Annotated in this window: 9 protein-coding genes; 7 read left to right on the plus strand and 2 right to left on the minus strand. The window is 45.2% G+C overall.

Annotated elements, in window-relative coordinates:
- Positions 1-1,098 precede the first annotated feature (1,098 nt).
- From IH598_13725 to IH598_13755, 7 genes are all read left to right on the plus strand, one after another.
- Complete coding sequence (locus IH598_13725; protein MBE0639571.1) at positions 1,099-1,986, plus strand: prephenate dehydratase; 888 nt, start codon at positions 1,099-1,101, stop codon at positions 1,984-1,986.
- Entirely contained in the window at positions 1,983-3,149 is a 1,167-nt protein-coding gene (locus tag IH598_13730; protein MBE0639572.1) for an aminotransferase class I/II-fold pyridoxal phosphate-dependent enzyme, read from the plus strand. Before IH598_13725 ends, IH598_13730 begins: the two co-directional genes overlap by 4 nt.
- A gap of 4 nt (positions 3,150-3,153) precedes the next feature.
- The gene (locus IH598_13735) at positions 3,154-3,999 is read left to right on the plus strand and encodes a prephenate dehydrogenase (GenBank protein ID MBE0639573.1); all 846 of its coding nucleotides are present in this window, start codon (positions 3,154-3,156) and stop codon (positions 3,997-3,999) included.
- A gap of 79 nt (positions 4,000-4,078) precedes the next feature.
- Positions 4,079-5,209: a bifunctional 3-deoxy-7-phosphoheptulonate synthase/chorismate mutase type II gene (locus tag IH598_13740; protein MBE0639574.1), complete on the plus strand. Its 1,131-nt coding sequence runs from the start codon at positions 4,079-4,081 to the stop codon at positions 5,207-5,209.
- Positions 5,196-6,215, plus strand: a complete 1,020-nt coding sequence (gene aroB, locus IH598_13745; GenBank protein ID MBE0639575.1) for a 3-dehydroquinate synthase — start codon at positions 5,196-5,198, stop codon at positions 6,213-6,215. The genes IH598_13740 and aroB overlap by 14 nt, the downstream gene beginning before the upstream one ends.
- A 4-nt stretch (positions 6,216-6,219) precedes the next feature.
- Positions 6,220-7,479 (plus strand): 3-phosphoshikimate 1-carboxyvinyltransferase, encoded by a 1,260-nt coding sequence (gene aroA / locus IH598_13750; GenBank protein MBE0639576.1) that lies wholly within the window; start codon positions 6,220-6,222, stop codon positions 7,477-7,479.
- An 11-nt stretch (positions 7,480-7,490) separates the two neighbouring features.
- Entirely contained in the window at positions 7,491-8,486 is a 996-nt protein-coding gene (locus IH598_13755) for a chorismate synthase (GenBank protein ID MBE0639577.1), read from the plus strand.
- 59 nt (positions 8,487-8,545) lie between these two features.
- Here the strand turns inward: IH598_13755 and IH598_13760 are convergent, their stop codons facing one another.
- A complete protein-coding gene (locus IH598_13760) occupies positions 8,546-12,673 on the minus strand; it encodes a choice-of-anchor J domain-containing protein (GenBank protein ID MBE0639578.1) in 4,128 nt (1,375 codons plus the stop codon).
- A 359-nt stretch (positions 12,674-13,032) separates the two neighbouring features.
- Positions 13,033-13,868: GNAT family N-acetyltransferase (locus IH598_13765; GenBank protein ID MBE0639579.1), on the minus strand; the 836-nt coding region annotated here is incomplete at its 5' end.

The following is a 13,868-nucleotide window of genomic DNA, read 5'->3' on the forward strand; positions in this document are numbered from 1 at the left end:
TTACTTCCGGGTCCATTCCAAGGTTCCCAATTAACTGAACACTGTTTCTTAAGCTTTTCATGACATTTAAAATTTATGGTTAAACATTAAGTAAAAAATTATGAAGCAAAGATAGGGTGGGGTATTGGGGTGATTCGGTAAATAAATATTTACTTGCGTTTGTAAACGGACTTAAGCGGGTGTAAGCGTTTGTAAACGGATAAAAAAAATTTAACTTGTTGTATTTCTGTAGCTTATCATTTCAATCGAGGTTTTCACTCCCCAAACAAAATTGAAACCAATTTTTTCTCGATTAGTTAGCGATGAAAGCAATCCTGGCAATTTAAGATTTTTAAAAATGGCTGAATAGCATCAGAAAACCTTATTCCAAAGAAAAAACCCCAAACCCTGACAATCAGAATTGCAGGCAGGAGCCTGCAGAAATAATTTCAGCTTAGGCTGGAGCCTAAGCTGAACGTACGTTCGGACGAGGCTCTGCCTCGTCCGGTCTATCATGGCAGGCTCCAGCCTGCCAGGGAAAAGCAATCCCGGCAATTTCCGGTTTTCTTAATTTCAGCCCCGTTTACACAAGTCATCAAACATTATTTCTTTATTTGCAATGGATTGATCCCTGACAATCAGAATCGCAGGCAGGAGCCTGCAGAAATAATTGCAGCTTAGGCTGGAGCCTAAGCTGAACGTACGTTCGGACGAGGCTCTGCCTCGTCCGGTCTATCATGGCAGGCTCCAACCTGCCTTAGAAATGCAATCCCGACAGTTTCCGGTTTTCTTAATTTCAGCCCTGACAGTCCCGCACGTGCGGGATTGTCAGGGCTATTTTTTGGTCAAGTCTTCCAGTAAGTTCTTCCTGTCCCAGGTTTATCATTTTGATTGGCGATCATAAAACACTCTCGTGATAATTTTTTCAAAAAAATGTTGGATAAATAAATATTCCAATATCTTTGCCGCAATTAAATACTGAAATAAATGCACAGCGCCAGCAATTTTTACTTTTACTTTTATTTTTACGGAAACTCCGGCGGGGCTTGCTGTGTGAGATAATATTATCAAAACAAATCGGGCCCCGTGTAACTCACGGGGCTCTTTTTTTTATGTAAAATGGAACAAAAAAGAAGTCAGAAACCAATCGTTCAGATCGCCATCCAGGGCGGAGAAGCCTCTTTTCATGAGATCGCTTCCAGAAAGTACTTCAATAATGGAATCACTATTCAGCCCTGCGACACATTTGAAGCAATTATTGACTCCCTTGTTTTTGAAACATCGGTTTATGGTTGCTTTGCCATCGAAAATACGGTGGCGGGAAGTATCCTTCAAAACTATACCCTGATAAAGGAAAACCCGGTCGAAATCGTCGGCGAAGTTTACCTTAGGATTACCCAGAACCTGCTTGCCCTGTCCGGACAAAGGATTGAAGACATCAGGGAAGTTCATTCGCACCACATGGCCATTGCACAATGCCGGTTGTTTTTTAAAGATTTTCCGTGGATAAAACTTGTGGAATCGGTGGACACAGCCATCAGTGCCCGTGAGATCAGCGAGGGAGGTATAACTGGCAGGGGCGCTATTGCCAGCCACCTTGCAGCAGAAACATTCCATCTCGATGTCCTGGCAGAAGGGATTGAAACCAACAAAAGAAATTTTACCCGTTTTCTGATTCTGGCTAAGAAAGGTACTCAAATCAAGCGTAGCCAGGAACCTGATAAAGCATCGCTATGTTTCAGTTTATTGCATCAAACCGGCAGCCTGGCCAAAATCCTGAGTGTCATCGCCTTTTATGATATCAACCTGACCAAGATTCAGTCGCTTCCAATCCTTGGCCGTGAGTGGCAATATTTCTTTTATGTGGATGTGGCTTTTACCGATTACAACCGTTACCGGCAATGTCTTTCTGCCATCGAACCTCTGGTTGACGACATGCACATCCTCGGGGAATATACTCATGGCGCGGATACTTTCGAAACAATTCACCAAAAACAGTCAATATGATCATCCAACCTGCTGAACGGACAAATACAGTCACTGAATACTATTTTGCCAGCAAGCTACGCGAAATTGAAGAGCTGAAGCGGCAGGGCAAAAAGGTACTGAACCTCGGCATCGGCAGCCCCGATATGATGCCGCACGACGATGTACTTGATGAAATGGCTTCCCAGAGTAAAAAGCAAGGGAGTAACGGTTACCAGAGTTACACCGGACTGCCGGCGCTCAGGGAAGCGTTTGCCGGCTGGTACAAAAGATATTTTGGAATTGAACTTGATCCTGGCGGTGAGATTCTCCCATTAATGGGCTCTAAGGAAGGGATCATGCACATTTCGATGGCATTTTTAAATCCTGGTGACGGCGTGTTGATTCCAAACCCGGGTTATCCGGCTTATGCGGCTGTTACAAGATTGGTAGGCGCCATGCCGGTGGAGTATAATTTGAAGCCTGAAAATGGCTGGCTGCCTGATTTTGAGGAGATAGAAAATATGGATCTGACTGGTGTTAAACTGATGTGGGTCAATTATCCGAATATGCCGAGCGGTGCTAAAGCAAACCTGGAGTTTTTCAATCAGTTAATTCATTTTGCAAAACAGAAAAAAATCCTCATCTGCAACGACAATCCCTACAGCTTTATCCTGAACGACAACCCTTTAAGTATTTTTTCAGCAGAAGGGGCGAAGGAGGTGGCGCTGGAACTCAATTCGATGAGTAAGTCTCACAATATGGCTGGTTTCCGCATGGGGATGGTGTCAGGGCAAGCCGATTACCTGAAAAACATCCTAACGGTAAAAAGCAACATGGACTCCGGGATGTACAAGCCCATCCAGCTTGCGGCAATCAAAGCCCTGCAAAGCCCGCCGGAGTGGTACAGCATGATCAACGCTGAGTATGCGAAACGGCGTAACCTTGCCGGTAAACTGTTCGATACAATGGCTGTTGATTACGATAGCGAGCAGACAGGTATGTTCCTTTGGGGGCTTATTCCTGAAGGCTTTGCTGATGGTTACGACTGCTCCGATCATTTGCTTTACAAACACAATGTTTTTATTACTCCGGGTGGAATTTTTGGTTCCAATGGAAACCAATTTATAAGGGTTTCGCTGTGCAGTAAACCCGAAGTTTTTGAGGAGGTGATTGAGCGGGTTATAGGAAGTTTTAATAATTAAGAGGCTGGAAAATATGAAGATTTCTATAGTTGGATTGGGACTTATTGGCGGCTCGATGGCCATTGACCTGAAAAAGCGTGGATTTGCCGGTAACGTCATTGGTGTTGACAACAACAGGCTTCATGCTGAAACGGCGCTGCACATCGGATTGGTGGATGAGATTTGCGGACTGGATGAGGCCATCAGCCAGAGTGGGTTGATTATCCTTGCAACCCCCGCTGATGCAACGGTGAAACTGCTTCCAAAAATATTGGACAGCATTGACCAGCAAATCGTGACAGATACCTGCTCCACCAAGGAATTGCTTTGCCAGGTGGTGAAATATCATCCCAGGCGGCAAAATTATGTAGCCTCTCACCCGATGGCCGGAACAGAGTTTACAGGCCCATGGGCTGCATTTCCAGGCCTTTTCGACGGCAAAGCAGTCATCTTTTGCGATACTGATGAAACGGGTATCAGGGCCTTGGCAACCGTCCGTCGTATGTATGATTCATTGAATATGCGACCTGTTTTCATGAATTCATCAAGCCACGACCGACATGCTGCTTATGTTTCACATATTTCTCACATCAGCTCATTCGCCCTGGCGCTGACTGTGCTAGACCAGGAAAAAAACGAAAAACATATTTTTGATCTTGCCAGCGGTGGGTTTGACTCAACCGTTCGCCTGGCCAAAAGTTCCGCCGAAATGTGGTCGCCAATATTTAGCCAAAATGCTGATAATGTGATAAAAGTCCTCGACACTTACATTGAAAAGCTGAATGAATTCAAACAGGCAATAACTGGTCTGGACAGCGATAAAATCAGCGAAATGATCGTTAATGCAAACAAGATTAAGAAGATATTGTAAAAACAGGTAAAGAAAAGGTTACCTTTAGTTTACAGAGAATTAGCAAACACTTGATAACCAGTAAAACATCAATCAAAATATGGAAACAATTCAATTTTTACCCATCACGGACTGGGGGATCGGAATAAAAGAGAGGCCTTTCCTCATCTCCGGACCTTGCAGCGCCGAGTCGGAGGAACAGGTAATCAATATTGCTCATCAGCTCAAAGATCAGGGAGTCAAAGTGTTCCGGGCGGGAATCTGGAAGCCACGAACGCACCCCAACGGTTTCGAAGGAGTAGGGGAGAAGGGGCTTGCCTGGCTGCGGAAAGTAAAACAGGAAACAGGAATGCTGATAGCAACAGAAGTCGCCAACCAGCGTCATGCCTATGAGGCACTAAAACATGGCGTTGACATTCTCTGGATTGGCGCCAGGACTACAGCAAACCCTTTCGCCATGCAGGAAATTGCCAATACGATTGCTGGCGCCGATGTCATAGTGTTTGTAAAAAACCCGGTTAATCCCGATCTGGAGTTATGGATTGGCGCTGTTGAAAGAATCCATCAGGCAGGGATATCGAGAATTGGCGCCATACACCGGGGATTTTCAACTTATGAAAAATCGGCCTATCGCAATGATCCATTATGGCAGTTGCCCATTGAACTTAAACGTCGTCTGCCAACCTTGCCGATTCTGGTCGATCCCAGCCACATTTGCGGGCACAGGGACTTGAAAAGGGTATCACAAAAAGCGATGGACCTCAACTACGACGGCCTCATTATCGAAGTACATCATGATCCTGATAATGCCCTAAGCGATGCCAAACAGCAAATAACACCTTTTGCTCTTGCGGAATTGATTCACGGACTGAAGCTAAGGAAAGTGAATGCTGATGATGAACAGTTCATCCATACCCTGGAAACCCTTCGGCAAAAAATCGATAAATACGATGAGGAACTGCTCGATTTACTTGAACAGCGCATGGAGGTGTCAAAAACGATTGGCCTTTACAAAAAACAGAACAATGTAACCATTTTGCAACCGTCGCGATGGGATGAGATCATCACCAAAATCAGGCAGAAAGGGGCTGAACGTAACCTGAGCACTGACCTGATTGACCGGATGTTTACCGCCATCCACCAGGAATCCATCAACAAGCAGATGGCAGTTATGAACAATGGAGTAACTTTACCGTCGACAAATCAGGGCAAATCGGATGACAACCATTGAAATTCAGGGAACAACTGGCCGTTCACAAATTTTGACCGGAGAAAGCCTTTCCAATTTCAGGAAATATATTCCCGTCAGCAGGACAATTATCATAACTGATAACGTTGTCCAAAATCTTTATGGTCACTTTTGGCATGATCTGCCTGTGGTGATCATCGGGCAGGGCGAAGTCAACAAAACACTCGAAACTGTTCAGCTCATCATTGCCAAGCTGTTTGAATTGGATGCCGACCGGAATACCTTCATCCTTGGTGTTGGAGGAGGGATTGTCTGCGATGTTACCGGTTTTGTGGCTTCTGTTTTTATGCGTGGCGTCCGGTTTGGTTTTATCAGCACAACGCTGCTCTCGCAGGTGGATGCAAGTGTTGGAGGAAAAAACGGGGTGAATTTTAATGGCTTCAAAAATATTATTGGTGTTTTTAATCAACCAGAGTTTGTAATTTGTGACCCTGTTGTACTGAAAACCCTCGACCGCAATGAGATTTCAAACGGCCTGGCCGAAATCGCAAAACATGCCCTGCTTGCCGATGCCGTCCTGTTCGATTTTATTGAGCAAAACGCTGAAGCGGTGATGAGCCTTCGTGAGGAGGTCATCGGGCACCTGGTAATACGTTCGGTGGAGATTAAATCTGCCATCGTGAATCGCGATGAAAAGGAGACGGACGAACGCAGGAAACTCAACTTTGGACATACATTCGGTCATGCCATCGAGAAAATTGCCGGGATCAGCCATGGGAAAGCTGTGAGCATAGGTATGGTCATCGCAGCCAGGTTTTCAAAAGATAAAGGTTACCTCAGCGAAAATGATTTGGAACGAATTGTCAATTTATTAACGAAACTGGAGCTTCCTCTCTCTCAGCCACTTCAGCCTGACCTTATTTTCCGGGCTTTAGAAAAAGATAAGAAAAGAGCGGATAACGCCATCCATTTTGTGCTGTTGAAAAGCATTGGAGAAGCAGTTGTTGAAGAGTTGCCACTTAGTATTATCCGAAAAATTAAGATTTAGCAAGATGAAAGCAACTGTTTTTCCTTCAAAACTTTCGGGCGCTGTCATGGCGCCGCCGTCCAAAAGTCATTTTATCCGACTGGTAGCAGCGGCCATGCTTGCTGATGGCGAATCCAAGATTTACCATCCGTCAACTTGTGAAGATGCGAGAGCCATGTTGAATATTACCGGTGAAATGGGGGCTAAGGTTACGTTTCACGCCGATCACATCAGTATTTCTGGCAATCCGGATTTTAAAGGGAAAAGGACATTTCATTGCGGCGAATCAGGGCTGGCTGCCCGTCTCATGATCGCCATCGGTTCATTGTTCGATGACGAAGTGACAATAACCGGTGAGAAAACGCTGCTGAAACGGAAATTGGGAAACATCGCCGAACCTCTTCAGCTGCTTGGTGTACGGTTAATTTCCGAAGCACAGACCCTTCCGATGAAAATCTCAGGACCGGCAAGAGGGGGAACTGTGGTTGCGGATGGATCGGAGAGTTCTCAGTTTGTTTCGGGTTTGTTGATGGCGCTGCCGCTGGCAAAGGAGGATACCGTGCTGATTGTGGAAAATCTGAAAAGCCGGCCTTATATCTATCTGACCCTCGAAGTCATGAAATCATTTGGCATCAGCATTGAACATCAGGAGTATAAACGGTTTTTTATTCATGGAAATCAACAGTATCAGCCCGCAGACCTTCAAACAGAGGGCGATTGGAGTGGAGGTGCTTTCCTTTTGGTGGCCGGCGCTATCAATGGAACACTGCACGTTTCAGGACTTGATTTAGCCTCCAAACAAGCTGACAGGGCAATTCTCAATGCAATGAAGAGCTCCGGGGCAAATATAACTGTAGATTATCAGGGAATCATTGTTAAATCAGGAAAGTTGAAAGCATTCGAGTTTGATGCCACCCACTGCCCTGATCTTTTTCCGCCACTAGCCGTCCTTGCCGCACATTGCGACGGCGTCTCTGTAATACACGGCGTTGACCGGTTAATTCACAAAGAGAGCAATCGTGCCAATGCCCTTATGGAAGAATTTAGCAAAATGAATGTCAACATCGCAATTCAACAGAACGAAATGAAGATCACTGGTGGAAAAATTCATGGGAACCTTATTTCTTCACACTCTGACCACAGAATAGCTATGGCTGGAACTATCATGGCGCTGAATGCCGCCGGAGAAACGACAATCAGTCAGGCAGAATGTGTGGCTAAGTCATGGCCTGAGTTTTTCGAAACCATGTCCTCAGTTGGGGCAAACATTAGTGTAAAAATCTAATTCAAAAAAATATGAATTCTTTTGGCAGATTATTCAGGATCAGTATTTTCGGTGAGTCTCATGGAAAATTCATCGGGGTCACGATTGATGGCTGTCCTGCCGGGTTGCAGGTGTCAGAGGAGGATTTTTTAGAAGACCTTAACCGGCGAAAAAGCGGCGCCAAAGGAACAACCCCCCGCACTGAGGCCGACGAACCGCAGTTTGTGAGCGGGATTTTCAATGGTATAACCACCGGGGCGCCATTGACCATTATTTTTGAAAATGCCAACATTAAACCCGGTGATTACGAAAACCTTCGGACTCAGCCGCGCCCCGGTCATGCCGATTTTGTGGCGTTGCACAAGTTCGGCGGCTTTGGCGACTACTCCGGTGGAGGCCATTTTTCCGGAAGGCTGACCGTCGCGCTGGTTGCAGCAGGTGTAATAGCCAAAAAAATCATCGAACCCATTTCGATCTCATCAAAACTCCTGAAAGCCGGCGGTAGCGAAGATATTCAACAAACCATTGAAGAAGCAATGGCTGATAGAGATTCTGTCGGAGGACTGATTGAATGCACTGCCAAAAACTTACCCGTAGGCCTGGGAGAGCCATTTTTTGATTCAGTAGAGTCGCTGATCAGTCATCTTGTTTTTGCTATTCCGGCCATTAAAGGCATTGAGTTCGGAAGCGGTTTTGCGGCAGCGTCCATGCGTGGCAGCGAACACAACGACCCGATTATTTCTGCAAATGGCAAAACAGCCACCAACCATGCCGGTGGTATCAACGGAGGGATTACCAACGGAAATAATTTGGTTTTCAGGGTGGCCGTGAAACCCACCTCGAGCATTGGCAAGGCACAAAGCACTTTTAATTTTGCAAATAGCAAGGTGAACGAGCTGAAAATTGAAGGACGCCATGATGCCTGCATTGCCCTGCGCGTCCCTCCTGTGATTGAGGCCGCCACCGCTATTGCCCTGGCCGATCTGATGTTGCTGGAGCAAAAAGTGAAGCGGGTTAAAGATCAATAATCCAGGCTATGATGCCAGATCTTTGTTTTGAATAAACGCACATCAATACTCATCACAACCTAGTTGTTGATAACCGCTAACTTTCTTTTAATCAAATCCTTGGAGGTTTCGATTTCGAGAAAATAAACACCACTTTTGAGATGTGACAAATCAATAAGAAGGTTGAAATCTTCAGTTTTTCTGACTGCAACCATCTGGCCGGAGTGATCGTAAATGGTGAGTTGCAACATTTTTTCCTCCGATTTAAGATTAAAAATCCCCGAAGACGGGTTTGGATAAAGTTCAATAAAGACAGATTGCGGTTCAGTTATTCGGGTTGCCACTTTTTGAAGTACATTTGATAAAGCCATGTTGGATTTCACCCCGTTTGAGTATTCAGCTTCCACACTGTAAATGTAATAACCGGGTTCAAGTGCGATCCACTCATTATCCATGTACGTGGTGTCATTGACAGGGCTGTCATTTATTTGTTCCCAGATCTCTTCTCCAACCAATCTCCGATAAATATTGTAGTGCTCAAAAGTGCGGTTTGCCGGAAGAACAAATTCTTTGGACACTTCAGGATCACCAGTTTCAATCGGTTGGATGGGCAAACAGAGAAAAGGATTGTTTTTGCCTTCAATATTAACGACAAAGGGGGCGCCAACATCGAAATTTTCAGGTTGGTCATTTTCATAAATCAGTCCTGAAGCCCGCATAAAGATGTTGCCGAAAAGTGGTGGAGAAGTAACCGTTTCAAGTGGGTAATAAGCCCCCATTCCATTGCTCCATTGGGTCATTGGCTGCCAGACCCAGGGTTCGCCAACGCCGTTGTCATAGGCAATTAATGTGTAATTGCTGTAGCCCGAAGTGCCAAAAAAGAATCCATCAGGAGCATACACAGGGTTTGTTAGGGTTAATGTATTCCAACCATAATTGTTGGGTACCTGGCCCTTTGAAAACAGCAGATCATTCGGGTTGGGCGAGCCGTCGGGGTTTAATCCGAGGATGGTAACCAGCACCTCAGGTGAAGGCGGATAGGTGCCTGATTGGTAAGTAAACCACTGCACAGCATGGATGATCGAATTGTTTTTCCAGGCCGAACCTCCGATGATTTCAGGTGAGCCGGTGGTAATCAGCACTCCGACCGCTACTCCGTCATCATACCGGAACTGGTAGGGGAAAGGAGCGCCTGCCCCATACCATGTTAACTGTACATCAGTGCCGACTTCTTGTGCGGTGAGCATATGTGGTGAAGGTGCGTTTTCAAGCAAAGTCACCGGATCGAGTGTCAAACTGATGTCAGCTACAGCGATATCTGCGATGTAGGTTTGATAGCCATCAAGGGTAATTTCGAGCTGATAGGTTGTCAGCCCCCAGATTTCTCCAAAAACAAACTCACCGATTTCATTTGTGGTGGTTTCGTAATCATCCATACCGAGTAATCTGACTGTTGCATTTTCGGCGGGTCCCTGAGTATCGCTTTTCAGCACACTTCCCGAAAGGGCAACCAACGGCCTTGTAACAAGATAAGCATCGGGTAAAACGATGGATTCACCTGGTGCCAGATCGATATTTTCGATGATTATGTCTGTATATCCGTATTTTGATATGGTGACAGTCAGGTTATCCCCGGCGAGAACGAATGGCGCATTATAATCGCCTGAATCATTGGTGTAGAGAACGGCCGCTGATTCTGGATAAGCAGGATTTTCAATTACTGCACGTGCATCTTCAACAGGTGCTGAATTTTCCTGGTATAACACTTTACCCGACAAACTCCCAAGTCCGTCTCCGGTATCAAACATCAGGCTGGTGACAGGGTAGCTGGGCACATAAGCCATGTGTGATAAATTGTTGGGGTCAATGGTCGTGTACCAGTTGTCAAATCCGTTGCGCAGTGGTCCATACTCCAGATATTCATAGGCAAAATTGGCATCATCCACAATGTAAGGATTCCCTCCCTGATAATAATAGACCATCACTGCAAGGCCGTTACCTCCGGTATAAACGAATGGTTGAGTCAGATTAAAGTTGACCCGTCCAAGTCCCTCCTGAAAGGTGACCTCTCCATCAAAAACCAGGGTCATTTCTGAGGCAGGAATAGCCCCCTGATCGAAGTTGGCCAGGTCGGTTTGTGTCATCCAGACTTTAATTTTCCGCTGTGGCAAAAAAGTTCCGATGGCAGCGTAGTAGCTCAGGCGGGTAACAATGCCACCAGTATTCAGTTCCCCTGGATAATAAAGGCACTCGTGCTGACTGGCCCCCCTGAAATCATCGAAGTTGATGGGATACAGGTTATAATAAGGCGTCTGGGGAGTCAACGGATAAGTTCCAATATTTTTAACAACAATGGAACTACCAATCACTTCCACCTGCAACACTTCACTGGTGTTGTTTTGTGGATTCATATCGCCGCCCCAAACAACCTTCGAATAAAGGCCGTAAACGCCTGTTTCAAGGATAGTCACCGGGATTGTATGTACAACGCTTTCTCCTGCTAATATAGCCTGTCCATTCACTGATCCAAAAATAGTCTCTACTCCATTCACCATCGCGCAGGCTTTTACTTGATAATCCCCTGCACCAACATTATTAAATCCCGTATTTCCAACAACAGCGGTAAAGTTGTTGGTGGTATTTTCGTAGATGATATCATCACCGGCAAATGCCAACGCCATCAAATCGTTGTCGAAGCTCACTTTTACCGAACCAAGCACATCGTCAATGACACCGGGCCAGCACCATAAAGAGTTGAACTGGAATCCAATGTAAAAGGTTGAACCGTTGGTCAACCCAAGGCTGCTCAGATCATAGCTCTTTTCTGAGTATGTGATTGGAGGATCAGTGATTACATCAAAAGGGGTGAAATTTGAAATCAAATCACCTGTCGTCGAAAGGCAAATTCGCCAAACCTGACCATCCTGGTTGGCCAGTCGTTTAATAAAAAATTTAAAAATATCGCCATCCTGCCAGATCATTTTAGGGGTGATCAACCAGTCATCATAACCGATCTGACCGGGACTACCGGCATAAGTATCCAGGCCGGCAGCTGCAATGCCGTTGTAAGGGACAGTCTGACCAGTAGGTGCGGTCGTCAGGTTGCGAAACCATCCCTCTCCATCGTTGTTGTTATCGTAGACTTTCCATCCCAATGGAGGAAAAAGTTCACCTTCAAAACCTTCCCTCAAAACGCCGAATCTGAGCCCTCGACCGGTTAAATCACAAATTCTGCCGCCGGGAACCGATTCATCAACCAAAAAGGTAAGGGTGGCTTCAATCAATCCCGGGTCAGTCGGTAAAAATTGAATGTCGATCAGTTGACTCTCACCAGGACCCAGTATTATTGGGAAGGTAGCGTCTAACAGCGTAAAATGATCATCGGTGATATTAGCACCCGAGACTTCGAGCTCACCTCCACCGATGTTCATCACTTTTACAGTTCTAATTTCAGTTTGTGTAGCCTCAACTTCTCCGAAATTAAGCGAATCAGGAATTACCTTGACTTCCGGTGTAGTTGGTACATCTTCCACCATCATTATAATATTTGCCCGTTCCTCATACACAGACCCAGCCGGAAGATTGTTGGGATCGTAAGGTGTTTGGTCGTTCCTTGCACCTATGCAAAGTGCAGGTGGAGATAATGCCGGCGTACTCAGAAACATGTCCTGAGGGGAAGTGTATCCGGGTTTTTTCTCTATAATTGTGATGATCAGGTTGTCGGTGTTGTTGTAAAAAAAGGGTTCAATGTCGATGAAGGAATAATCACCGCCGATTTCAACCACATATTGCCCGTCATACACTTTCGTGAAGTTGGTAAGCGGCAAAGAAGCAGTGATCTGATTGAGGTCGGTGTGACTCATCCAGACCTCAACAAGCAAATCAGGATCGGGAGTCACTCCCACATATTGATAACCAATCCGGTAAATCCTTTTATCCACAACATTGATTTCCGACTGCAGGTAAAGTGTTTGCGTGAATGAGTATCCCCACCAGGGGGCAAGTGGTACCGCCATACTCGAGTCAGTATCTGTTCCAATGATCACAGGGTTATTGCCAAAACTTGTTCCTGATACCCTTTCTATGCTATACTTTTGTGAGATTTCTTCCCTATCATAAACCTGTGTAAATGCCAACGCCAAAATAGCGAAAAGCACCAAAAGCGCGAAAAGCCCTCCTGATCTGAAATTAATTGTATGTTTTTTCATATCGACGAATATTTGAAATTATTTTTTCCACTGATGGAAGAGGCATCAAAAAGTTTTTGATCTCCCCAAACCAAAATCTTTAGGGCAAATTTAGATTTTTTATTTAAAAGATGAATGATTCCTTCAATCGGCTGTAATAAATAGTGATTTGAAGAAATTATGAGGGTCTTGACTCATCTGTTTTGGACGTTAATCCGATGCTAATTAGTGCCCGCCAGAAAACTCTTAATGTTGAAAATCATTGAATGCCCCAGCCCTAAAGGGAGCATTGATTTTCAACGATTTACTCCCTTTAGGGTGGGGTAAATAAATCGTTGAAAATCTATTTTAGGGAGTTGTCTGGCGGGCACTACTTAAACTCAACCCAGTTCAAAGGTGGTGATCCCAAAAACCTTTTGGATATCCATTTCCGGGGCCTTTCCGTAATACATCCGCGCGCATTCGAAAACGTAAGTGGCGTTGTACTTTTTGACCAACTCAACAGCAGCGTTATTGATCATTGGGATATCAAGATATACTGGTTCATCAATTGCACTCCTTAAACAAGCCTTGTAAAGTTCTTCTGCGATGATTTCATTATCAGCGAAGAGCGGACAGATTTTAAATCCTTTAGTTGCTTTTCTCATCATCGCAAAACCCTGTAGTTGCTGATTGGTTGTGAATTTAAAAGTTTGAACGTTAGGCTGATTGAGCCAGGGAATCAGAAACTGTGGTCGTTGAAAACCGAAGCATTGTTCATCGTAGGCAAGAACTGCGTCGAAGTCGTCTGCAGCAATTTTTGAAATATTGGGATGGGTGGGAAAGTTAGAACCAAGCCTTTCGTATCTTTCATCTCTGAAAGCAGTTTCAAATCCCCCTTTTTTGTAAAACGGCTGCATCGCCACCACGCCATCCATCCCAATTGAAGCCCCCTGTTTTAATCGTGTCAGCAGCTTATTTCTCCGTTGATGCCATAGCTGTCGTCCAATTCCTTTCGTTCTGTATTCCGGTTTTACAATAAAAAATCCCATAAAACCAAATTCATTGTTATAAGATACAATCGAACCTCCGGCAATCAGTTCACCCCGGTAATAATAACCCCAATAACCATCCGGGTCGGTTGCCCAAAACACATCGGCATCATACTCACCAGGGTTCCAGCCTTCAGCCTCTGCCCATTTCACCAGCGTTTTCAGTCCATCGAAGTCCAGTTTTT

It is taken from the genome of Bacteroidales bacterium, from assembly GCA_014860585.1.
Classification (GTDB): Bacteria; Bacteroidota; Bacteroidia; order Bacteroidales; family 4484-276; genus RZYY01.

What these genes read in the sequence shown, in the direction of transcription:
- IH598_13725 (MBE0639571.1), top strand. Translation starts at nt 1,099, where the DNA reads ATGGAACAAAAAAGAAGTCAGAAACCAATCGTTCAGATCGCCATCCAG.
- IH598_13730 (MBE0639572.1), top strand. Translation starts at nt 1,983, where the DNA reads ATGATCATCCAACCTGCTGAACGGACAAATACAGTCACTGAATACTAT.
- IH598_13740 (MBE0639574.1), top strand. Translation starts at nt 4,079, where the DNA reads ATGGAAACAATTCAATTTTTACCCATCACGGACTGGGGGATCGGAATA.
- aroB (MBE0639575.1), top strand. Translation starts at nt 5,196, where the DNA reads ATGACAACCATTGAAATTCAGGGAACAACTGGCCGTTCACAAATTTTG.
- aroA (MBE0639576.1), top strand. Translation starts at nt 6,220, where the DNA reads ATGAAAGCAACTGTTTTTCCTTCAAAACTTTCGGGCGCTGTCATGGCG.
- IH598_13755 (MBE0639577.1), top strand. Translation starts at nt 7,491, where the DNA reads ATGAATTCTTTTGGCAGATTATTCAGGATCAGTATTTTCGGTGAGTCT.
- IH598_13760 (MBE0639578.1), bottom strand. Translation starts at nt 12,673, where the DNA reads ATGAAAAAACATACAATTAATTTCAGATCAGGAGGGCTTTTCGCGCTT.